General features: G+C 32.4%; 22 protein-coding genes. 11 read left to right on the top strand and 11 right to left on the bottom strand.

Annotated elements, in window-relative coordinates; translation table 11 throughout:
* The first annotated feature begins 112 nt into the window (after positions 1-112).
* Positions 113-763 carry a T9SS type A sorting domain-containing protein gene (locus EV196_RS12825; protein ID WP_132218173.1) on the top strand — a complete coding sequence of 217 codons (651 nt, stop codon included), beginning with the start codon at positions 113-115 and terminating at the stop codon, positions 761-763.
* 133 nt (positions 764-896) lie between these two features.
* Complete coding sequence (locus EV196_RS12830; RefSeq protein ID WP_132218174.1) at positions 897-2,459, top strand: NAD(P)H-hydrate dehydratase; 1,563 nt, start codon at positions 897-899, stop codon at positions 2,457-2,459.
* Between the two features lie 166 nt (positions 2,460-2,625).
* Here the strand turns inward: EV196_RS12830 and lgt are convergent, their stop codons facing one another.
* From lgt to EV196_RS12865, 7 genes are all read right to left on the bottom strand, one after another.
* Positions 2,626-3,477 carry a prolipoprotein diacylglyceryl transferase gene (gene lgt / locus EV196_RS12835; RefSeq protein ID WP_132218175.1) on the bottom strand — a complete coding sequence of 284 codons (852 nt, stop codon included), beginning with the start codon at positions 3,475-3,477 and terminating at the stop codon, positions 2,626-2,628.
* 50 nt (positions 3,478-3,527) lie between these two features.
* Positions 3,528-4,559 (bottom strand): TlpA family protein disulfide reductase, encoded by a 1,032-nt coding sequence (locus tag EV196_RS12840; protein WP_132218176.1) that lies wholly within the window; start codon positions 4,557-4,559, stop codon positions 3,528-3,530.
* Between the two features lie 79 nt (positions 4,560-4,638).
* Positions 4,639-5,493, bottom strand: a complete 855-nt coding sequence (locus EV196_RS12845; RefSeq protein ID WP_132218177.1) for a substrate-binding domain-containing protein — start codon at positions 5,491-5,493, stop codon at positions 4,639-4,641.
* A 12-nt stretch (positions 5,494-5,505) separates the two neighbouring features.
* Complete coding sequence (locus EV196_RS12850) at positions 5,506-6,375, bottom strand: nucleoside phosphorylase (RefSeq protein WP_132218178.1); 870 nt, start codon at positions 6,373-6,375, stop codon at positions 5,506-5,508.
* Positions 6,365-7,306 carry a DUF1835 domain-containing protein gene (locus EV196_RS12855; RefSeq protein WP_132218179.1) on the bottom strand — a complete coding sequence of 314 codons (942 nt, stop codon included), beginning with the start codon at positions 7,304-7,306 and terminating at the stop codon, positions 6,365-6,367. Before EV196_RS12855 ends, EV196_RS12850 begins: the two co-directional genes overlap by 11 nt.
* A 5-nt stretch (positions 7,307-7,311) precedes the next feature.
* Positions 7,312-7,641, bottom strand: a complete 330-nt coding sequence (locus EV196_RS12860) for a translation initiation factor (RefSeq protein ID WP_132218180.1) — start codon at positions 7,639-7,641, stop codon at positions 7,312-7,314.
* Positions 7,642-7,700: 59 nt separating this feature from the next.
* Positions 7,701-8,651, bottom strand: coding sequence for an isopenicillin N synthase family dioxygenase (locus tag EV196_RS12865; protein ID WP_132218181.1), 951 nt, complete (start codon positions 8,649-8,651; stop codon positions 7,701-7,703).
* 194 nt (positions 8,652-8,845) lie between these two features.
* Between EV196_RS12865 and EV196_RS12870 the strand changes: the two genes are divergently transcribed.
* Positions 8,846-9,268 (top strand): 3D domain-containing protein, encoded by a 423-nt coding sequence (locus tag EV196_RS12870; RefSeq protein ID WP_394343247.1) that lies wholly within the window; start codon positions 8,846-8,848, stop codon positions 9,266-9,268.
* 2 nt (positions 9,269-9,270) lie between these two features.
* Here EV196_RS12870 and EV196_RS12875 read toward each other — a convergent pair whose 3' ends face one another.
* Positions 9,271-9,828, bottom strand: coding sequence for an ExbD/TolR family protein (locus tag EV196_RS12875; protein ID WP_132218182.1), 558 nt, complete (start codon positions 9,826-9,828; stop codon positions 9,271-9,273).
* 250 nt (positions 9,829-10,078) lie between these two features.
* Here EV196_RS12875 and EV196_RS12880 point away from each other — a divergent pair, with 250 nt between their 5' ends.
* The gene (locus EV196_RS12880; RefSeq protein ID WP_132218183.1) at positions 10,079-10,762 is read left to right on the top strand and encodes a hypothetical protein; all 684 of its coding nucleotides are present in this window, start codon (positions 10,079-10,081) and stop codon (positions 10,760-10,762) included.
* A gap of 4 nt (positions 10,763-10,766) precedes the next feature.
* Here EV196_RS12880 and mgrA read toward each other — a convergent pair whose 3' ends face one another.
* Positions 10,767-11,780, bottom strand: coding sequence for an L-glyceraldehyde 3-phosphate reductase (gene mgrA / locus EV196_RS12885; protein ID WP_132218184.1), 1,014 nt, complete (start codon positions 11,778-11,780; stop codon positions 10,767-10,769).
* Between the two features lie 136 nt (positions 11,781-11,916).
* Entirely contained in the window at positions 11,917-14,196 is a 2,280-nt protein-coding gene (locus EV196_RS12890; RefSeq protein WP_132218185.1) for a S9 family peptidase, read from the bottom strand.
* 160 nt (positions 14,197-14,356) lie between these two features.
* Between EV196_RS12890 and EV196_RS12895 the strand changes: the two genes are divergently transcribed.
* From EV196_RS12895 to EV196_RS12920, 6 genes are all read left to right on the top strand, one after another.
* Entirely contained in the window at positions 14,357-15,910 is a 1,554-nt protein-coding gene (locus EV196_RS12895; RefSeq protein ID WP_132218186.1) for a DEAD/DEAH box helicase, read from the top strand.
* A 94-nt stretch (positions 15,911-16,004) separates the two neighbouring features.
* A complete protein-coding gene (locus tag EV196_RS12900) occupies positions 16,005-17,123 on the top strand; it encodes a DEAD/DEAH box helicase (RefSeq protein ID WP_132218187.1) in 1,119 nt (372 codons plus the stop codon).
* Between the two features lie 25 nt (positions 17,124-17,148).
* Positions 17,149-17,601 (top strand): cold-shock protein, encoded by a 453-nt coding sequence (locus EV196_RS12905; RefSeq protein ID WP_132218188.1) that lies wholly within the window; start codon positions 17,149-17,151, stop codon positions 17,599-17,601.
* Between the two features lie 33 nt (positions 17,602-17,634).
* Positions 17,635-18,549 carry an EamA family transporter gene (locus tag EV196_RS12910; RefSeq protein WP_132218189.1) on the top strand — a complete coding sequence of 305 codons (915 nt, stop codon included), beginning with the start codon at positions 17,635-17,637 and terminating at the stop codon, positions 18,547-18,549.
* Complete coding sequence (locus EV196_RS12915) at positions 18,539-19,384, top strand: DMT family transporter (RefSeq protein ID WP_132218190.1); 846 nt, start codon at positions 18,539-18,541, stop codon at positions 19,382-19,384. The genes EV196_RS12910 and EV196_RS12915 overlap by 11 nt, the downstream gene beginning before the upstream one ends.
* A 45-nt stretch (positions 19,385-19,429) precedes the next feature.
* On the top strand, positions 19,430-20,479 hold the full coding sequence (locus EV196_RS12920) for a glycosyltransferase family 9 protein (protein ID WP_132218191.1): 1,050 nt from the start codon (positions 19,430-19,432) through the stop codon (positions 20,477-20,479).
* Here the strand turns inward: EV196_RS12920 and EV196_RS12925 are convergent.
* On the bottom strand, positions 20,476-22,821 hold the full coding sequence (locus EV196_RS12925; protein ID WP_132218192.1) for an outer membrane beta-barrel family protein: 2,346 nt from the start codon (positions 22,819-22,821) through the stop codon (positions 20,476-20,478). The genes EV196_RS12920 and EV196_RS12925 overlap by 4 nt on opposite strands.
* A 94-nt stretch (positions 22,822-22,915) precedes the next feature.
* On the opposite strand from EV196_RS12925, the gene EV196_RS12930 reads away from it, so the two are divergent.
* Positions 22,916-24,148, top strand: a complete 1,233-nt coding sequence (locus tag EV196_RS12930) for a glycoside hydrolase 5 family protein (protein WP_132218193.1) — start codon at positions 22,916-22,918, stop codon at positions 24,146-24,148.
* Positions 24,149-24,225: the final 77 nt, after the last annotated feature.

Here is a 24,225-nt window from a genome sequence, read left to right on the forward strand (position 1 = left end):
TCTTACAATATTTATTAAATAATCGATTAAAATCAAATTTATTCGATAAAATTTGTTTTTAATAAGTTTTTTCATATATTTGTATTGTTAATTAATATAAAATCCTTCAATAATGAAACCTCAAACACTCTTAAAAGGAATTTTAAGAATTCTATGTTTAATGTTTGTACTATCTGTACAGGCACAAGAAACTTCAAAATCGACCTTAGAAAAATCTGAACTAGCAAAAGCAGAAGTGATTGGTAGTGCAGGTTTAAATAATGCGACCAACGAAATAGATATGACTGGAGAAATTATAAACAATAACGAAGCTGTGATAACCGAAAGAGGCTTTGTTTATAGTACTTCAGAAAATCTTCCCACGGTTTTAGATACTAAAATTATTGTAGAAAATACAGAAGCTATTTTTAGCGATAAATTATCGGATATTTCAGCAAACACAATTTATTATATTCGCTCGTATGCAACTACTGCTAAAGGAACGTTTTATGGAAGTTTAAGCACGGTCGATACCAGTACACAATCCAATATTGAAGTGAATTTAAAAAATAGAATTAAAACATACCCCAATCCATCAACCAGTTATATTAGTCTATCTGGTTTAATGGAAACCAAAAATTATATTATTTACAATATAACGGGAAAAGAATTGGTAAGAGGTAGCATATCGTATAACAACAAAATTGATGTTCGGTTTTTAGATAATGGTATGTACCTTCTTAAATTAGATGACTTTGAAATGATTAAGTTTATAAAGGAATAAAAGCTTTAATTAAGAAAATAAGAATGAATCCTTGACTAATTTTGGTCAAGGATTTTTCATTTATATAAAGCTATGGTTTGATTTAAAATATAAAAATTCGTAATATTAGTGTTGCTTAAAAATATATGGATTAATGAAAATATTCTCGAAGGAACAAATTTATAAAGGAGACCAACTAACTATAGAGCGCCAAAAAATCACATCAACAGATTTAATGGAACGTGCCGGTGCACAAATTTTTAATTGGATGCATGTGCGTTTACAAGGCGCTCAAGTGCCTATTCATATTTTTTGCGGTATTGGCAATAATGGTGGGGACGGTTTGGTGTTGGCAAGACATTTAATTTTAGATGGTTATAATGTTAAAATGTACGTTGTTAATTGTAGTGATAAACGCTCCAAAGATTTTTTAATTAATTATGATCGGGTTAAAAATGTAACAAAAGAATGGCCAACACTTTTAAGTTGTACAGAAGATTTTCCTGAAATTAACGATCAAGATATTATTGTTGATGCCATTTTTGGAATTGGATTAAATAGACCTGTTGATAAATGGATAAAAGCTTTATTTGTCTATTTTAGAAAAACGAAGGCTTTTACTTTGTCAATCGATGTGCCTTCTGGATTAAGTACCGATAGCGTTCCTAAAGATGAAGACGCCGTTGTTTGGGCAAGTTATACTTTAAGTTTTGTTACACCTAAGTTGGTTTTCTTTTTGCCTGAAACCGCAAAATACACAGTACACTGGGAAGTATTGGATATTGGTTTGGATATGAATTTCTTATCTGAAACAACAACGGAAGCCGAATTAATAGGAAAACATGAAGTACTACCAATATACAAACCAAGAGATAAATTTTCACATAAAGGGCAATTCGGTCATAGTTTGATTATTGGTGGTAGCTACGGGAAAATAGGTGCCGTTATTTTGGCTAGTCGAGCAGCTTTGGCTTCTGGTGCTGGTTTGGTTACGGTGTATGTTCCAAAATGTGGGTACATACCGTTACAAGCTTCATTTCCTGAAGCTATGGTGATTACAGATGAAGATGAAAAAAAAATAACCAATATTTCTTTTGAAATTGAACCGACCGTGATAGGTTTAGGCGTAGGTATAGGAACCGATACTAAAACCATGAAAGCTATTGAAGGATTTTTAAAAACAAATAAAACACTACTTGTTATTGATGCCGATGGTATTAACATTTTAGCAAAAAGAAAAACCTTATTAAAACTTCTGCCAGAACAAGCCATTTTAACACCGCATCCTAAAGAATTAGAGCGTTTAATAGGGAAGTGGACAGACGATTTTGATAAATTAGAAAAAGTAAAAGCTTTTTCGAAAAAGCATAATTTAATTGTTGTTGTGAAAGGCGCTAATAGCATCACCGTGTTTCAAGAAAAACTATATATTAATTCCACAGGAAACCCTGGTTTAGCAACTGGAGGAAGTGGGGATGTGCTAACGGGCATCATTACAGGCCTAATGTCACAAGGGTACAATCCATTAAGCGCAAGTGTTTTTGGTGTTTATTTACACGGAAAATCGGCAGATATCGCTGTGGAAGATTTTGGTTACCAAAGCCTAATTGCAAGTCATGTTATTGAATATTTAGGTGAAGCTTATAAAGATTTGTTTAAACAACCTGAGCAACCACAAGTACAAGTACAAGAGGAAGCTGTTGATAAAAAGAAATAAGTTTAAAAAATTACTGCGAATACACTAATGAGGCTGTCTGAAAAGTGTAATTCTGTGTCATATGGAGCCTGTCGAAATATTTTAACTTACAGATAATCAATATCAGTTTCGACAAGCTCAACCTGACAAAGTAAATACAATACACTTTTCGGACAGCCTCATTTGGCTAAATTTTAATATTTCCGCTTGCTAAAACGTTTCGCTCTTGTTTGGGGTTTTTCTTAATAAAAATTAAAATTAATCCAACTATTATAAAAGGAATACTCAAAATTTGCCCCATATTTATAAACATTCCGTCTTCAAAACCAACTTGGTTTTCTTTAAAAAATTCAATTATAAATCTAGCCGAAAAAACCAAAACTAAAAGCAGTCCAAAAATCTGTCCGTTATATTTAGTTTTATTCTTGTAGGTAAACATTAATATTCCGAAAATTAAAAGATATGAAAATGCCTCATAGAGTTGAGTAGGATGTCTTGGTATTAAATCATCTCTTTGAAAAACAATTCCCCAATTTCCATTTGTAGGTTTTCCATAAATTTCAGAATTCATAAAATTCCCTAATCTTATAAATACAGCTACTATAGGAGTAACTATGGCAATTCTATCTAAAACCCCTAAAAAGTTTGTTTTATACTTTTTGCAGTAAATGCCGATGGCAATTAACGTTCCAATTCCTCCTCCGTGACTTGCTAATCCTTGAAAGCCAATAAATTGATATGAATCTCCAATTTTCTTAATTGGCAACAAAATTTCAATCGGGTTGTTAAAGTAATATGAAGGTTCATAAAAGAAACAATGCCCAAGTCTTGCGCCTAAAACTATTCCAATAACAATGTAGATAAATAATTTCTCTAAATTTTCAAGGGGTATATTTTCTTTAATATAAATGCGTTTCGCAACGTAATTTGCTAATAGAATACCTGTTATGAAAAATAAGCCGTAATATTTTAAAGGAAAACTGCCTGTTATCCAATAAATTACTGGATCCAGATTCCAATTTAAAATAGTATCGTTCATTAGTTATTGTGTGCTTATCAGTCTAGTGAATAACATTGCTAGATACTTAATTAGATATTCAGAGATGTAAACAATTTGGTCAGCTCACTACTTGAAGGTCTTGGTGCATCTGGAGTTACTACGTTACCATTTGGATCAATTAAAATAAAACGAGGAATCCCTTGAATTTTATAATCTAAAATAAATTGTGATTGCCATCCATTTGGTGCAAATAATTGTACACCACTTAATTGTTTGTCGGCTATCATAGCTTTCCAATTTTCACGGGCTTTATCCCAAGAGCCGCCGTGGCTTCTATCATCATCAATAGATAGGCTTACAAATTGAATGTTTTTTCCGTGATATTGTTTTTCTAAAGCTTTTAGCGAAGGGATTTCTGCTTTGCATGGACCACACCAAGTTGCCCAAACATCTACATACACATATTTTCCTTTTAAATCGGTTAACGAAGTTTTTCCTCCATTATAGTTTTCATAATTTTCAAAAGTTGGTGAAGGAGCGCCAGTTGCCAAGTCTGTTTTTAATGCAATAGATTCTGCTAAATATCCTTTATAGTAATCTAGCATAGGGTCGATATTTTTAGATAAAACGTTAGTTATTGAGGTATCTACATCTTTATTTGCATTGTAAAATTCGGTTAATTTAATTTTAATCTCACCGAATCTTGATTCTAAGCTTTCCATATCCAAACTACTCAAAGCATCCATATCTAAAAGTTGTTCTTGCATTAAGCTGTTTTTAGCTAAAAAATTACTGTGTTCTGCACCAGTTCCTGTGTATGTTATAGTTTCATCAAACTGCTTGGTATCTAAAGTAATGCTGATATCAAAACCATTTTTTAAAAATAAATTTGTAGATTCATTACCATCAAATAAATTATAAACACCTGTTTCTACTTTTAATGTATCACCAAAAGTACCATCTGTATTTACTTTAATGGTTTTTGAATACGTACGTGATCTTATTACAAGTGAGTCGCTATTTTTATCAGTGATTTTCCCAGATAACGTTACATAGTCTTTTGGTTTTTCATTACAAGCTATTATAGCAATGGCGGCAGTTAATAAAAGTAGTTTTTTCATGCTTTTTTCTATTTTTTGGAATTCAAAAGTAACTTTTTTATAATTTTTGAGGGTTAATTTTGATAAACATTAACATTTTCTAAAGTTTATGAGTTAACCTTTCATAAGGAACGATTTTTGGAATAATATTTAAAGCAAACAACTCTTTTTGAATGGTGTTTACTGTTTTTTTATCAATCAAGCTTTGAGACCATTCTGTAATACCTAACCATTCTTGTACATCTTCAAGCTGTTGTTCATAACGATTAGCAATGGTTCTATCTATACTTGGTATGTCCTTAAATTCAATAGTGGTATTATTGATAATCTTCAAAATGGTTTTTAAATCTTCTTTATTCGATTCAATAAAACCGTCTCTAGCGGCAATTACAAAACAAGGCCAAGGCGTTGGGCAGTTGCCAATTCTTCTAAAAGTACCATTATCAACAAGTGGTTTGGTGGTAAATTTCTCCCACATAAAATAATCGGCCGTACCAGTTGTTAAGGCTTCAACCGCACCTTCTAAATTGTTTATGACTTCAAAATTTAAATCTTTTTTTAAATCCCAACTATTTTTTTCAGCATTTATATAAGCCATTAAATGCGATCCTGAACCGTGTCTACTAATAGCTGCTTTGGTTCCTTTTAAATCTTCAATAGTTTTATAAGGTGAATTTTTGCCAACGTGAATACCCCAATTTAAAGGTGTTTGCACAAATGTTTGTACAATTTTACTAGGGTTGCCATCAATAATATCTTTAATAATACCCTCGGTAAGTATTACGGCAATATCAATTTCTTCATTACGCAAAGCTTTACACATGGCGCCTGTACCTTCGGGGTAATCTTGCCAACGTAAATTGATGTTTTCATCTTTATATTCACCATTTTTTAAGGTTAAATACCAAGCTAAATTAAAATGTTCTGGTACGCCACCTATGTTTACTTTGTTCATGAATTCAATAGTTTATTCAGTAAGTTTATTAAGGGTATATGTTATAAGATTTGCAACAACTTGTGAAGGGTTTTTGCTAAATGTGCCATTGGCTCTATTAGCAATGACCGCATTTAAAGATACAGCATGATGCCCAAGCAATTTTGCTAACCCGTAAATAGCAGAAGTTTCCATTTCAAAATTTGCGATATTCAAACCATTAAAATTGAAATGATCCATTTTATGGTTTAATGTTTTATCTTGAAGAGCTAAACGTAAAACTCGACCTTGTGGGCCATAAAAACCACCTGCGGTAGCCGTTAAACCTTTAAACGTTACCTCACTTTCAAGCTTTTTTTGTAGTAATCCACTGTTTTTTATTACAATTGGTTTTGCCTTATCAGGATGCCAGTTGGTATGTTTCATGAAAGCAGCTTCAATGTCTGGATGGCAAATAGATTCTATTTGATAAAAGTGAAGCATACCATTAAGGTCGAGACCATAAGTGCTTAAAACAAAACTGTCTACAGGAATATCGGCTTGTAGTGAACCCGATGTTCCAATTCTGATTATTTCAAGACTCGTCAACTCTGTTTTTACTTGCCTTGTTTTTAAATCGATGTTAAAAAGGGCATCCAATTCATTTAAAACAATATCAATATTATCAGGACCAATGCCTGTTGAAATAACCGTTAATCGTTTTCCTTTATAAGTACCTGTGTGAGTTTTGAATTCTCTTTTTTGGGTTTCAAACTCTATCGTATCAAAATGTTTTGAAACTTTTTCAACACGATCTTGGTCGCCTACAAATATGATGGTTTTAGCAACATGCTCTGGTTTTAAGTTTAAGTGATATACGCTGCCGTCTGGGTTGAGTATTAATTCAGATTCTTTAATGGGCATTATTAATGGTTTTTATTAATTTATTTTCTTTTTTATTGAATTGAAAATCCAATTTTCGAACACCGCCAAAAGTCATTGCATTATCAATTTCAAAAGCGAAATTGTGCAGCCCAAGTAAGGCTTCGTGTCCATACCTACTTAATTTTATCAGGTTTTCTTCTTCAATAAAAAAGATACTCAATTTTTCAATAATTCTATTAACCTGCATATCGCCATAGCCATAATACCCTTGGTAATTGAGTGCATAGCCCAATAAGTGGTGTCTGGACTTTATGGTTTTATCTCTAACTATTTCCAAAATATTACGTTCCATCACGTTTAAACCGTCTTTAGTTTCCGGGAATCGTTCTAAATGAGCTTTTAAACAATTGCTTAAATATTTAAAAGATGATTTTTGAACAATAAGAGGTTTTAATAAATTATGATCCATTCCGCAATAAATACTCCAAGCATTGGTAGCCATATCTAAATCTTCTGGCGTAAGAGCTACTTTATCTCTAAAGTGTTTTAATAGTTGTCCCGAATTAAGTTCGGCCAGACCTTTTAAATGCTTGTTTCTTTCAACTTTGCCACTGCAAACTAAGTAGAGTGGAAGCTTGATTTTTTTCTGTTTGATAAGACTTATTACAGCTATCATATTGATGTGGCAGAATAAATCATATTCAAACCAAAGAATGATTTCTGAATAATTTTCAGGATGATTTAACTTTTCTAACTCCGTTTCAATTTCAGAAATATTTAATTCAACATCATAAAATGAACTAAAAAAATCTTTTCTAATTTTTGAAAATTCTTCTGAATATACCTGTTCAACAGTAGAGCCTTCACAAAGCATTTCTTGCCATGTGATAATGTCTCCTTCAACATTTAATTCGTTGAGGCGATTGGTTAAAACGGAACCATTGGTAACGTGAAGCGGATGTTTTTCCATATAAATTAACCGCCTACGCGTTTTACATTAAACCCTTTGTCTTTTAGCATTTTCATGATTTTATCACGATAATCGCCTTGAATAATAATTTTATCATCTTTAAAACTACCACCAACACTTAGTTTTGTTTTAATTTCTTTGGCTAGAATTTTAAAATCATCAGTCGCTCCTGTATAGCCTTCCAAAATAGTAATGGGCTTCCCTTTACGTTTTTCGTATTTACAAAGAATAGGATCGTCTTGCATCCATATTTTTGATGTGTTTTCAGAATCCTCTACAGGTTCTTCTTGTATATGGTCCGGAAATAGGTTTTTTAATTGATCTTGTAAATCCATCTTTTTAAGTATTCAGTCTCATTCGCAGGTTCAATGATAAGAAAACTGCGATTGAAAACTTATTTTTTTATTAAACCAAGTTCGATTAAGCGTTCAGTTAAAAATTCTCCAGCAGTAATATCATCAAATGCTTTTGGGTTATTTTTATCAATACAACCTTCTAAAACATCTAATTTCATATCACTAATGGGGTGCATAAAAAATGGAATGGAATATCGAGACGTTCCCCAAAGTTCTTTTGGAGGATTTATAACGCGGTGAATGGTCGATTTTAGTTTATTATTGGTGTGTCTCGATAGCATATCGCCCACATTAATCATTAATTCATCGGGTTCCGCCACGGCATCAAGCCATTCGCCTTTATGGTTTTGTACTTGCAACCCACGACCTTGAGCCCCCATTAACAGTGTAATTAAATTAATGTCGCCATGCGCTGCGGCACGAACGGCTTCTTTAGGTTCTTCGGTAATTGGTGGGTAATGTATGGGTCGCAAAATGGAATTTCCGTTGTGTATATAATTATCAAAATAAGTTTCTTCCAAACCTAAATGCAAAGCCAAAGCACGTAATACATATTTAGCTGTTTTTTCAAGCATTCTGTAGGTTTCTTTTCCTATTTTATTAAATTCCGGAAGTTCATCAACAATGACATTATTGGGGTATTCCGCTTCCAGTTTTGGATTGTCGTCAACATATTGCCCGAAATGCCAAAACTCTTTTAAATCGCCTTCTTTTTTGCCTTTAGCACTTTCTTTTCCGAATGAAACATAACCTCTTTGACCGCCAATACCTGGTATTTCATATTTGCGTTTCGTTTCAACTGGTAAATTGAAAAAATTCTTTACTTCGCTATATAAAGTTTCAACTAATGCATCATTTAAAAAATGACCTTTTAATGCTACAAACCCAATATCTTCGTAAGCTTTTCCAATAGCATCCACAAATTTTTGTTTTCGAACGGGATCTCCCGAAATAAAATCACTTAAATCTACGCTTGGTATTGTGTTCATAAGGAGTCTCTTTAATTTGTTGTATAGCAAATGTACAAAAACATTGTAAAAGTTTTAGGTAATCTATTTGAGAGAACTTTGGGGCGTTTAGTATAATGTTTATGGACTATTTGATTGTGTTTTATTGTAATTTTATTTTTTAAAACAACAACTGTACAGATATATGGTATATTTACTAAACTAAATACAGTGTTTTGAGGATTATAGTCATTTTATGTTTATTGGTTACATTTGGTTGCAAAAAGAAAGAAATTCCTTTTGAAGAAAACTATACGTGGCATGATTTGAAAGTGACGGCATCTGCCTATAATTCTGTAAAAAATCAAACCGATTCCAATCCACATATTACAGCATTTGGCGATAGTTTAAAACCTGGTTTAAATTACATTGCTGTTTCCAGGGATTTATATAGAAAAGGCTTAAAACGGGATACACCTGTAAAAATTAAAGGATTCGATAGCATTTTTTTTGTAAAAGACCGTATGCACCCACGCTGGAAAAATAAAATTGATATTTATATGGGAACTGATGTGAAAGCTGCAAAAAAATGGGGTAGAAAAAAGGTTTCAATTTCCTATGGCATATTGAAACCTGTTGATAGTATTGTTGTAAAGTAAACTTATTTTGTTTCAGCTTCTATAAGTGTAAAAGGATAGGCATCTCTTACATTTTTCAACTCTTCAATTGTTAATTTATCCGAAGTTTTTTTAATTATTTGTTCTGAATAAGTGTTTCTTAATTCATAATATGCTTTTGCCAATTCATTTTGAACGTTAACATATTTCTTGTAAGATGTTTGCTGTCCGTTCTGTAAAGAAACAACAGCTTCTTTTGGGTTTTTTGATGCATTAATCGATTTATCGCCCGCACAATAGGTACAAGTACCATCACCGTTATTGTCAATAAAATTTTTTGTGATGTCTTTTAAGGCTTCAATTGAAACAAGCTCGTTTTCAACCATTATTTCATCATTATTGTTTATTACGATACGTAGAATATTCCTTTCATTTATAGGGCTTGTACAATCGACTCCAGGTGGGCATGCTTCGGGCAAAACCCTGCTAATTCCTTCGTCTGAAGAAATAGTAGCAGTAACCAAAAAGAAAATAAGTAATAAAAATGCAATGTCTGCCATGGAGCCTGCATTTACTTCGGGCATTAATTTTGAATGTCTCATGTTTATGAAGTTTAAATGTTAATAAAAACTTAAATAACAAAGACAATGCCATAAATTATACATTTTCAAGTTGTTATATAGAGTTGTATTTTTTCTGAAAAAAATTTATAAAACCCGTTTTAAGGAACGGTTTTTGTTAAATGATTGTAAAATATAGGAGCTTTTAAGGATGTTTTTAAGATAAAAAAATATCTTTGATAAATAATTAGTCCTGTAATCAATATAAACCCAAAATTATTTTACAAAACTGATGAAGTTTTTTTTATCATTTTTAATTTTAATTTCAGCAACTTTTTTTGCTAACGCTCAAATAGATAGTCAGAATAAATCTACAGCTATTCCTGCGGTTGAAAGTAAGAAAGAAGTTGATAATACTCCTAAAATAACACCTTCGCAACCCAATAACAATACAAACAACTCTACATTTGGAAGCTTAAACGTACCCAATCTTTCAACGGGTGTTGAAGCACCTAAAAAAGAATTTTCATTATTTGGTGAAAAATTTGGAAATCCTGGTGAGCTTTACACAAAGCAATTGGATGATCAATTAGCCAACACGAAGCTAACACCAGAGGAAGTAGAAGCTAGAAACGGCAGTTTAACCGACCAGTATTTTGGTGATTTTAAAAGTAATGCGAAGTCTGTAAATGTATCATATCGAGATCATGGTTATGTGGATGGCGATTTAATACAGGTTTTGGTAAATGACGATGTGGTACAAGCCAGGGTATTTCTAAATGGTGGATTTAGAGGCTTTAAACTCGACTTACAAAAGGGTTTTAACAAAATAGACTTTTTAGCTTTAAACCAAGGAGAATCTGGACCAAATACCGCCGAGTTTAGAGTGGTTGACGATAAAGGTATTTTAGTGTCTGCAAACCGTTGGAATTTAGCAACAGGTGTAAAAGCAACTATTATTATTGTAAAAGATTAGTTTTTTAAGAAACTATCTTATCTATCAACTTCAATTCGTCTTCAGAAAAACTTAAGTTATCCAACGCTTTTACATTTTCTTTTAATTGATTAGCCGAACTTGCACCAACTAAAACCGATGCAACCTGTGGTTGTCTTAAAATCCAAGCAATGGCCATTTGCGATAATTTTTGACCTCGTTCTATAGCTAACGTATTTAAACGCTGAATTTTATCTAAATTGTTAGTCACGGTATCGACATCCAAATAGGTTAAATCTTTAGCAGCTCTAGAATCTTTTGGAATGCCTTTTAAATATTTGTCTGTCAGCATACCTTGTGCTAAAGGTGAAAAAGCAATACAACCCGCTCCATTTTCATCTAAAGTATTTAAAAGTCCATCTTCAACCCAACGATCGAACATAGAATAACGTGCTTGGTGCAATATAAAAGGCACATTTAAACGCTTTAAAATTTTAGCGGCTTCTTGGGTTTCTTTAGGTTGATAATTGGAAATACCCACATATAAAGCTTTTCCTTGTCGAACTATATCTGCCAAAGCACCCATGGTTTCTTCCAACGGGGTGTCCGGGTCTGGTCTGTGATGATAGAAAATATCCACATAATCCAATCCCATACGCTTCAAACTTTGGTCTAAGCTCGAAATTAAATACTTTCTGGAGCCCAAATTTCCATAAGGTCCCGGCCACATATCATAACCTGCTTTACTGGCGATAAACAATTCATCTCTATAATTTTTGAAATCTTTTTTAAGAATGGTTCCAAAATTTTCTTCAGCCGAACCATAAGGAGGTCCGTAGTTGTTTGCCAAATCGTAATGGGTAATACCTAAATCGAACGCACATTTTAATACCTCTCTACCATTTTGAATGTTGTCTACAAACCCAAAATTGTGCCATAAACCAAGAGAAATAGCTGGTAAAAGTACGCCGCTTTTGCCGGTTCTTTTATAGGTCATGGTTTCGTAACGTTGCGCGTTTGCTATATATTCTTTTGTGCCAGATTTATCGTTGATTTGCATGATTACTTTTGTTTGAAAATAAAAAAACTAAATTATGTTTTATTATTGATTAAATGAAAAAAAGCCTTTTGAAAATTTTTCAAAAGACTTTTTAATAGGTGAAAAACAATTGTTTTTTTGAAGGGTTCCTAATGTTTTACTTTAAATGTTTAGCATAAAAACCCATCATAGCTTTATATAAATCAATTCTATTTTCTTCTTTTCCAAAGCCATGGCCTTCATCATATTTAACCATATAAGGAACATCGACTCCCTTTTCCCGTAATGCTTTTACAATTTGATCCGATTCATCAATATTAACTCTCGGATCGTTAGCACCTTGAACTACAAAAAGTGGTTTTTTAATTTTATCTATTTGATAAGCAGGAGATACGTTTTCCATTATGGTTTTTTCCTCAGGAATAGACTCGTCGTACCAAATTTCTTTGAGAATTTCTAAGTAAGGTGCCCAATATGGAGGAATCGTTTTCATGAAAGTAAATAAATTTGAAACTCCTACATAATCAACCCCACAGGCATATAAATCTGGTGTTTTTGTTAAGCCTCTTAATACCGCATAGCCTCCGTGGCTACCACCGTAAATGGCAGCATTATCTTTGTCAACCCAACCTTGTTCAATTACGTATTGCAATCCATCTTCAACATCATCCATCGCTTTTCTGCCTATTTGTTTAAAACCAGATTCTAAAAATTCTTTGCCATAACCACCACTAATTCTAAAATTTACTTGTAAGGTAGCATAGCCACGACTTGCAAATAATTGCGCTTCAGGATTAAACCCCCAAGAATCTCTAACACCTTGTGGACCACCATGAGGGTTTACAATTACGGGGACTTTGTTGCCTTTTATAGCGGCTTTAGGCAAGGTGATATAGCCATGTAGTGTAATACCATCTCTACTTTTAAACGTGATGGGTCGCATTTCTGCCATATCCTTTTCAGCTAAATTTGGCATTAAATCATACAATAACTTGAATTCATCTTTTACAGCATCATAAGAATAATAGGTGCCATACAATTTATCACTTTGAATAAAAATTAAATATTTGCTTTCATCATCAGTAACATCAGCAATAGAGTAGTCGTAGTTTGGAAATTTAGAAGATATTCGTTTGTGTAGTTTTTTATAATAATCACTTACAGGAATCACTACCGATTTCTCACCTTCATAACTAAAATAATCCAGTTCGTAATTTCTTTTTCTTGATAATCTCAAACCAGAAACATCATAATTATCATTAGAAAATAATTCCTTAATCGTTTTGTCTTCTTTTAAATCGTATAAATATATTTTTGATTTATCGCTTAAAAGATTTGAAACTACATAAGCTTCATCGGGGTTGCTAGAGGCATAATTAAAACTTATAATTGAAAAAGCATCTTTCCAATTTAGTTGTTTTTTTAATGTATAATTAGAACCATCAAGCGTATAATATAAGTCTATGTTAACACCATCTCTCAATCTTGAAAACCCTCGTAATTTACCATATTTATCAAATTGATATCCCATAATAGGGTTGGTAGTATCTTCGTTTTTATATAGTTGTTCTAAATCGCCAGTAACAATGTTAATTTTAAAAGGCTCAAATATTTGAGGATTGTTTTTGTTCATGGAAATAATCATATGATCTTTATCTTCCTTCAACCCTTCTAAAATTTCTACTTTAACGCCATCAAAAGGGGTTAATTCTTTTTGATTATTACCATCAATATCTACTGCAAATAAATGATATTCTTCATTACCACCTTTGTCCATTATATAAATTAACCTGTTTTCATTAGCCCATCCATAACCTCTAACAAGTTCTTCTTTTTCCTCAATGACTTTTTTTACTTCTTCGGTTTTAACATTTTTTATATAAACATGGTTTTTTAAATTTTCATCCTTTTCTCTATAAGCTAAATAATTTCCATTTGGTGAAAATTTAAATGAGCTAGCCTTCGGTTTTGAGAAATAATCTTCAACCGAATATTTATAATCCATTTGGTCCCAATTAGCCATTTTTGCTAAATCTTCTTCAGTTGTTGGCAAGGTTGTGTCTCCGGGCAAAGTTTTTTCCGTTTTATTGAGCGTTAAAGGAAACTCGGCGCCATTTTGATAAAAAGTACCAGCGAGTTCTGTGTCATTCAAAGTTGCCACATATTTTATACTGGCTTGTTTAAATACAATGGTGAGTATGTTATCTATAAAAGATGTTTCATCCATTGGGATTCCAGTAGCGCCTTGCGAAGGACTATCCATTGTTGAAGACATTTCTCCCGCTTCATCGGTAATATGAAATACTAAAGGAATTTCCATGCCTTGAACTTCTAATGTTCCTTTCCACGAACCGTAAATAGTTTGAGATTTAGCTTCTGTTATCATAGAAAAGAGTAATATCAATGAGATTCCAAATGTTAAGTGTTTTGTTTTCATTTTAAATTAAGGGTTTAAATTAACTCATAATAGAGTTAAATGTAAGAAATTATTGGGTAAAATAGTTAATCAGTTATATTTTAATTAAAATTTTTACAATAAACATTCGTTAAAAACCCTTTAAAGATGCTATTTTTGCACGCCTTATATTAAGAATTACATGTCTATATCAAAAACAGAACAAGAAGAAAGAAATGCCGGTAAAGATTTATACAGCTACCAAAAAGGTGCTATAGATAAAATTTTTAAAGCGTTTGAAGAATCTCCTGACGATTACCATTTGCTTTACCAATTGCCAACCGGTGGTGGTAAAACTGTTATATTTTCTGAAATTGTAAGACAATACCTTAAGCACCACAAAAAAAAGGTGTTAGTAATGACGCATCGTATCGAGTTGTGCAAACAAACCTCAAATATGCTTACCGAATTTGCTGTTGACAATAAAGTGATTGATAGTAAAGCCGATTTAAGTGACCAAGCCAATTATAGCTGTTTTGTAGCGATGGTTGAAACCTTAAACAATAGGTTAAATGATGACAAATTAGATATTTCTGATATTGGTTTGGTAATTATTGATGAGGCGCATTACAACTCGTTCACCAAATTATTTAAGTTTTTTAGTCAATCGTTTATTTTAGGTGTTACAGCAACACCTTTAAGTTCCAGTATTGAGTTACCTATGACCGATAATTACGATGAGTTAATTGTAGGCGAAAGTATCGAATCGCTTATTTCTAATGGATTTTTGGCGCAAGCTGAAATGTTTACGTATAATGTGGGCTTAACTTCGTTAGTAGTTGGAGCAAATGGTGATTACACCGTTAAATCTTCAGAAGATTTATATACGGCTGATGATATGCTTTCTAAACTTATTCAAGCGTATGAAGAGCGTTGTAAAGGCAAGAAAACACTAATTTTTAATAATGGTATCAATACTTCTTTACACGTCTATGATTCCTTCAGGAGAGCAGGATACCCTGTAGCTCATCTTGATAATACAAATACTAAGAAAGAACGTGCTGCCATCCTGAGATGGTTCAAGAAAACACCGGACGCAATTTTAACATCCGTAAGTATTTTAACTACTGGATTTGATGAGCCTACGGTAGATAGTATTATTTTGAATCGTGCTACAAAATCGTTAACCCTTTATTATCAAATGATTGGTCGTGGGTCTCGTATCTTAAAAAATAAAAAGACTTTTAGTGTTATCGATTTAGGAAATAACTTCCATCGTTTTGGGCCTTGGGGAGATAACTTAGATTGGCAACGTATTTTCAGATCACCAAATTATTATCTAGATTCTATTTTAAGTGATGATGAACTTGAAAGCAATTTTAGATACGAAATGCCCGATGAATTGCGTGCTGAGTTCGCAAAATCGAAGGAAGTGTATTTTGATATTCAAAAAACCTATGTAGATTCTATTAGAAACGGTGAATCTTCAAAAGTAGTTTTAGAACGTTCTATTGAACAACACGCAAAAATTTGCACAGAAAATAGCGAAGATGTTTATGATGCTTTGGCATTGGCTAAAATGTTGGGGGATGATATTGATTTCAGAATTCAACGTTACACCAAATGCATTAGCAAAAGCACCTATAATTTTGTTGAATGGTTGAAAGACGATTACAGAAAAAAACTAAATTCATATTTGCGATCTAACTTTGACGAGGTTTTTGAAAGTATTCATGGGTATCCACCAGAAGATTAATTAAATCAATTACGAATTATCAATTGTTAATTGTCAATTGTCAATTGATAATTGATAAAATAAGGTGTACCTTTGCAACATCGTAAAAACAAGTATGCCAACATTTTCAGAATTAGGGGTTCAAAAAGACTTCATAAAAGCACTTAAAGAATTAGAAATAAAAACCCCAACCGATATACAAGAACAAACCATTCCTGTATTGTTAAAGTCACCCACAGATTTTATAGGTTTAGCACAAACAGGAACTGGTAAAACAGCTGCTTATGGGTTACCTATTCTACATCAAATTGATACTTCAATAAATCAAGTACAAGCTTTAATATTAGCGCCTACGCGTGAATTGGTTCAACAAATAAAAAAGCAACTTTTTAAGTTTACGAAGTATTCTGAAAACAAAATATTTGCAGAAGGTGTTTATGGAGGTGAGAAAATTGAAAAACAAATTTCAGCATTAAGACGCACCACCCATATAATTATTGCAACACCAGGACGATTACTGGATTTAATAGAGCGTAGTGATGTAAACATAAAAAACGTTAAAACCTTAGTTTTAGATGAAGCAGATGAAATGCTTAGTATGGGTTTTAAAGAAGATTTGAACAATATACTAAAACACAACACGAGCAAAAGACATACCTGGTTGTTTTCGGCAACTATGCCTGAAGAAATTCAGCACATCATTAAAACATATATGTCGCCAAACGCTGTTAAAGTAGAGGTGAATAAAGAGGATTTGGTTAATGCCAACATTACGCATCAATACATTTCTACGCATATAAAAGAAAAATTTAATATCTTAGTAACAGTATTGGGAAGAAGACCTAATGAAAGAGGTATTATTTTTTGCAGAACCAAAGCCGGTACTAAAGATTTAACCGAGAAATTAATTGACGAAGGTTTTTCAGTTGGTGCTTTAGAAGGCGATATGCAACAAAAGGAACGCGACAAAGTAATGCGTGCTTTTAAAAATGGCTCGTTGCAAGTTTTGGTTTCAACCGATGTATCTGCTAGAGGCATTGATGTAAACAACTTATCATTTGTTATTCACCATCAACTACCAGAACAACTGGAATATTATACACACCGAAGTGGCAGAACAGCAAGAGCAGGAAATACAGGCTATTCCATAGCATTAATAATTCCTGGAGAAATGCAAAAAATACTCGATATTCAAAAAGCTTTGAATATTCAAATAAAAGAAACAATTATATAATTAATTAACCCCGTTAACGTAAACAATGGCAAAATCGCAAGTAACTTTTAACAAAATTGAAAAAGAAAAGAAACGCTTAAAAAAACGAGAGGATAAGCAAAAGAAAAAAGAGGCTCGTAAAGCAGAGGCAAAGGAAAACCCACAAGGTATTCAGTTTGCTTATGTAGATTATAATGGAAATTTAACCGATACACCACCAGATCCAAACTTAAAAGTGAAAGTGGATGCAGAAAGTATTGAATTAGGTATTCCTAAAAAGGAAGATAGAGAAGAGGAAGAACCAACAGCAAAAGAAGGTAAAGTATCCTTTTTTGATACCACAAAAGGTTTTGGTTTTATTCTAGACAGCATCAATCAAGAAAAATATTTCGTTCATGTAAGTGGTTTATTAGAACCCATACAAGAAAATGACAAAGTTACTTACGAACTAGAACGCGGTCAAAAAGGAATGAATGCAGTACGTGTAAAAAAGATTTAACGCGTTTTATTATATAGTTTATTTTAATAATTTATGAGTTTACCTCGTAAAACGATGCTCATTATATTGGCCTTTTTTGCCATATATGTCATTTGGGGCTCTACATATTTGCTCAATAAAATTGTGGTTACAGAAGTAGCACCTTTATATTTAGCATCCATTCGCTTTACAGCTGCTTCAATATTAATATTTATAATTGCTAAAATTTTACAACTAAATTTAGCTATTAGTAAGCGGCAATTTCTAAACAATATTTTTGCAGGTTTTTTATTTCTAGTATATGGCAATGGTGTCTTTGTTTGGGCACTTAGATATGTAGATAGTGGGTTCGGTGCTTTAGAAGCTTCCATACAACCATTAATGGTTTTGGCGTTGATGCGCATGATTGACGGAAAGAAAATAAAAACAAGTTCTATCATAGGGATTTCATTAGGTATTATTGGTATGTACTTATTGGTTAGCCAACAGCAATTAACTTATCAAGAAAATAGCTTAATTGGTATTATCATGATATTTACATGTGTCATCAGTTGGAGTTTTGGGAGTTTGTTTGTGGCGCGAGCCGAATTAGGTCCCAGTTATTTTGTGAATACCGGTTACCAAATGCTAAGTTCTGGCATCTTATTATCTTTAATTAGTTTATTATTGGGTGAAACTTGGTTGTCGCCTTTACAATGGAGCGGTTCAGCTCAATTATCAATGGGACTTCTCATCATATTTGGAAGTATTGTAGCGTTTACGGCATTTAATTTTTTACTTAAAGAAGTTTCGACTGAAAAAGTATCAACTTCCGCTTACGTAAATCCAGTAATTGCCTTAATTTTGGGCTGGTATGTTTTAGATGAACACATTACGATGCAATCCATTATTGCTGCTATAATTTTATTAACTGGTGTGTATTTTATAAATTCAAAACGTACCATAAAACCAAGAATGCATGGACGTTAAAAACGCTATTAAATTCATGATAATAAGTGCTTTAGCATTTGCAATTATGAATATTATTGTAAAGCATCTTGACAATGTAAACTCCTATCAAATAGTGTTTTTTAGGTCTTTAGGCTCTTTGTTTTTTACTTTTGGCTACTTAATAAAAAACAAAATTCCGTTTATAGGGAATAAAAACAAATTACTTATTCTAAGGTCGATAGTTGGTGCCGGATCCATGCTATTTTTCTTTATATCTCTCAAATATCTTTCCGTAGGAACAGCCGTTTCATTACGCTACATCGCACCTATTTTTGCTGCTATTTTTGCTGTATTCATACTTAAGGAAAAAATAAAACCATTTCAGTGGCTATTTTTTATAGTATCGTTTATTGGCGTGCTTGTTTTAAAAGGGCTTGATTCTCAAATTGATACACTTGGTTTAATTTTTGTATTAATAGCCGCAGTGCTAAGTGGTTTGGTTTATATCATGATTAATCAAATAGGGCAAACCGAACATCCCGTGGTGGTAGTAAATTATTTTATGATTACCGCTATGGTTTTAGGCGGTGTACTTTCTATAGGAAATTGGGTAACGCCAACAGGAATGGAATGGCCGTTATTATTTAGTTTGGGTGTTTTTGGTTATTTCGGACAGATTTATATGACCAAAGCTTTTCAAACGGCATCTACCAATATTATAGCGCCTTTAAAATATGTTGAAGTTGTGTTTTCTATGCTTTTAGGCGTTGCTTTATTTAATGAAATTTACACTTTTTGGAGTATTTTAGGTATTATTTTAATTATTACCGGTTTGGTTTTGAACGTTTGGTACAAGGCACGATTGAAACAATAATTTTGTAATTTTACGCACCTTTATTTTTTAACTAGAATTTATATTATGGGGTTTAAAAAAAGCATCAATCAAGTAAGAAGACAACTGATGCATAAAATTACCAAAAGTGTTGGTAATTCTCATTCGGAGCCAAAAATTATTCCGGGTCAAAAAATAGACATTAAGAAAGTTTTGATTATTAGACCCAATCACCGATTGGGTAATCAATTACTTCTTACGCCTCTGGTACAAGAAGTTATAGATACCTTTCCAAATTGTGAAATCGATTTGTTTGTGAAGGGCGGGGTTGCCTTTCCTGTTTTTGAAAATTATAAACAGGTTAAAAAAATTATTCAATTACCCAAAAAACCATTTAGTAATTTATTTAAATATGCTGGTGGATGGATTTCAATTAAAAGTAAATCTTACGATTTAGTTATAAATGGTGATAAAAACTCATCGTCTGGTCGTTTATTAACACAAATTTCCAATGCAACTTTTAAAGTTTTTGGAGATGTAAATGAAGATATCAAAAAGCAATATGCAGATTATAAGCATATTTCCAAATCGCCCATTTATAATTTAAGACATTACTTAACCAAATTAGGTTTACCAGAAAACTTGGGTGCTGTTCCTGTGTTGGATATTAAGTTGAGTGATTCTGAATTGGCTAAAGGAAAAGCCATTTTAGACGCTATTATTAAGAACGATAAAAAAACGATTTGCATTTACACCAATGCGACGGGTAATAAGTGTTATTCTGAAACTTGGTGGGAAACTTTTTATGCCCGTTTACTAAAAGAATACCCAGAATACAACATTATTGAAATGTTACCCATTGAAAACATTTCAAAAATTAATTTTAAAGCTCCTCATTTTTACAGTAAAGATATTCGTGAAATGGGAGCCATTATAAAAAATACAGCCATTTTTATTGCTGCCGATAATGGGGTGATGCATTTGGCTAGTGCCTCATTAACACCAACGGTTGGCTTCTTTTCGGTTACCCAACCACAAAAATATGCGCCTTATGGAAATGGGAGTATTGCGCTAAATACCAATGAATCGACTATTGAAGATTGGATTCATAGCATCGATACCATACTTACAGGTTAACGTATGCGTTGACCTGAAAATTCCATGGCTTCACCTTTTCCAAAACCATAACTAATTCCAAAGGTTATAAAACGTCCTCTTTTTCGGCTGTTATATAAGTAATAGGTTGGTTGTGTTGTGGTAGTTTCATCTACGCGCGATGCGAATAAATCGCGCACACTTATGTTTAAAATTGTTTTTCCTTTAAATATTTTTTTGCGCAGTCCAACATCCGCGAATAAATTATCGGATATCTCATTTTGAAACGTTTTGAAACTAGAATTGTAATTTCCAGAAATTTCTAAATCGAATCGTGCCGGTAAATTGAATTTAGATGTTAAACTTGCAGACCATCGGTTTCCTTTAAAATCAAACGAAGTTGTTTCAAAATCTCCTTTTCTATTAAAATGGTTCCAATTAAAATCGCCATTCAATGAAAACCAATCTATTGGATTGTATTTTCCATTCATCTCCAATCCTGACGTATTATTAGTCCCAATGTTTTCTGGTTTTGATGTGTTTACACCATCTTCAAACGTATTTACTCGTTCTATAACATCTTCGGTATAACGATTATAAAAACTAAAATTTAACGATGCTTTTTCAAATTTATGAATGGTTGTAATTTCAAAAGAATCGGTATATTCTGGTTGTAAATCTGGATTTCCTGTAGAAATGCTAAAATTATTTCTAATATTAGAAAAAGGATTCAATTCCCGCAAACTCGGTCTGTTTATTCTTTTTGAATAGCCTGCCTGAAAAGACGTGTTTTCTGAAAATTTGTAAGAAGTATGTATAGTAGGAAACAGATTGGTATAAGATTTACTGTTTTCAACATTTGAAGTTTTTAAAAGCGTATTAGTTTCAGTGTTTTCAAGTCTGAGGCCTAATTTAATCCCCCAAATTTCACCTTCATAAGCCAGCGTATTGTAAATACCAAGTACATTTTGATTAAAGTTGAACACGTCTCCTAAACCATCAACGGCATAATCGTTTGTTACTTTATTAATAGCGTATTGACTACCCGTTTCTAAAGTGAAAACTTCAAGAAAGGGATGTGTGTAATCGAGTTTAAAGGTGTAATCTTCTAAGGCGTAATCGGTTCTAGATAGTTGTGTTTCATCTGGTTCGTCACCTAAAATGGTTGTGTTGTTGAAAATGGAAGATTCATCTTTTTTAAAAGAACTACCTATCGCACTGAATAATAATGATTGGTCTTTATGTCTTTTAAAATTCTTTTTATATTGTAATTCGTAACTCAATTTAGGGTTGGTAGCTTCTGTTGTTTCTTCTCGTAACCAACTATCTGTTATGGTTTCGGTTATATCAGTTTCATTATAATTTGCTTTTGAATTCTGATCTTCAATTTCATAGGCATACGATCCAGAAAGCGTAAGTACATTTAAAGCATTGATGTGATAATCGGTTCCTAGTATGAAGTTTTTGAACTTTTCATTCATTTCGCGTTTTCCAACACTGCTTACGGTAGTATTATCTGTTAAATCGGAATTTATTGTTTTATTATCTTCAGGGTAAGTACGACGCCCGAACCCCATTTGACTAAAAATATTAAAATGTTCGGTACGTTTATTTAAACTCATACCAAAACTATTGCTGTTAGGAACACCAGCATTTAAAGAAACTGAACCATTAAGTCCGCGCTTTTCTGACTTTTTCATGATGATATTGATGATACCACCAGTTCCAGAAGCTTCATATTTAGCTGATGGATTGGTGATTACCTCAATTTGCTCAATCATATCTGCGGTAATCGTTCCCAGAGCATTGCTTCCAGCACTTGAAAGAACGGAAGGTTTTCCGTTAATTAAAATTTGAACACCAGAACTTCCGCGTAAGCTAATTTCACCTTCAATATTTACGTTTACAGAAGGTACGTTATTCAAAACTTCAAGAGCACTCGCACCTGTGTTGCTTAAATCGGTTCCTACATTAAAGATGCGTTTATCTAGCTTAAATTCTGTTTGGGATTTTTCAGCATTCACAACAATTTCATCTAACGCATGTTGATCTTCAGACAATAATATCGTTCCTAAATTTATTTTTCTGCCAACAAATTTTTCTTTATTAAATCGTTTTGTTGTGTAGCCCATAAAACTCACTTCAATATAAAAATTATGAGTTTCTACTTTTATTGAGAACGTACCGTTAGCATTTGTAACAGTGCCAGTAATGGGTTTTTTAGTGGTATGGTCTATAACCGAAATGGTAGCATATTCAATGGGTTGATTGTTTGTAGATTCAAGTACTTTACCTGTAATTTCTACTGATGTTTGCTGAGCATTTACAGTAAAATAAGGCAGAACTATGAATAATAATAAATATGTGTAGAGCTGTTTGCACATAAGGATAATTAATTAGTGAAAAGCAAATATAACCATACTAAGTTAAGATATTCGAAAAAGAATTTTAATTTGCTTAATAATTACTTATCAAATTATGTTTATAAAAGTAGCGGGGAATCAGTTTATTAAGAATAGTAAACCATATCATTTTATTGGTACAAACTTTTGGTACGGTGCACATTTAGGTGCCCAACAATCGGGAAATAGAGAACGTTTGTTAAAAGAACTAGATGTTTTACAAGCACATGGCATTACTAATTTAAGAATTATGGCAGGTTCTGAAGGTGCAGACCATTTACCTTATAGCATTCCCATATCCATGCAACCCGAACTAGGTGTTTATAATGAGGATATTTTAGAAGGTTTAGACTTTTTACTTGTTGAAATGCAAAAACGAGACATGCATGCTGTGGTTTGTTTGAGTAATTTTTGGTATTGGTCTGGTGGTTTATCGCAATATCTTTCTTGGATTACCGGTGAAACTATTCCGTATCCAAATGACACAAACGATTGGGAAAAGTACATGCGTTTTACTGCAAAATTTTATACAAATGAAAATGCAATAAAAGCTTATAATAATCATGTTGAAACCATTATTACTCGCGTAAATAGTATGAGCCAAATTCCTTATTTTGAAGATACCACTATTATGAGTTGGGAATTGGCAAACGAACCTTACGCCATTCAACATCAAATTGAATATTTAAAATGGATAGAAAACTCTAGTCTACTTATTAAAAAACTTGTTCCAAATCAATTGTTAACTATAGGAGGAGAAGGGAATACACCTTTCCCATGGTTTACAAATAATAACTGTTTATCCGATTATAAATTTGATAGTTTAGACTATATAAGCATCCATATCTGGATTCAAAACTGGGAATGGTTCAATCCTAAAAAACACGATAAAACTTATAAAAAGGCTTTAAAAAAAGCTATAAATTATATTAATGAACACTTAGCAATTGCGAATACATTGAATAAACCAGTAGTTTTGGAAGAATTTGGAATATCAAGAGATTATTTAGAATACACCAAACAAGCATCTGTAAATCATAGAAATACATATTTTAATGATATTTTTAATATCCTGTTAGAAAGCACTAAAAACAATAGCAATTTAGTTGGTTGTAATTTTTGGGCGTGGGGTGGTTTAGGGCATGTAAATACCCCTGGTGAAGTTTCAAATAATAACAAGGAATTTATTGGCGACCCTGCACACGAGCCTCAAGGTTGGTATAGTATTTTTGAAAGTGATACTACAACGTTACAACTTATTAAAGAATATAATACAGAATTAAAAAAGCGAAATGAAACCTATTTATAATTTAGATATATCATTTTAACTTTTTGTTATTAGTAACATTTCTAAGTATTTAGTATATTAGGTTTATGTATAATATA

Source organism: Mariniflexile fucanivorans (assembly GCF_004341235.1).
GTDB classification, from domain to species: Bacteria; Bacteroidota; Bacteroidia; order Flavobacteriales; family Flavobacteriaceae; genus Mariniflexile; species Mariniflexile fucanivorans.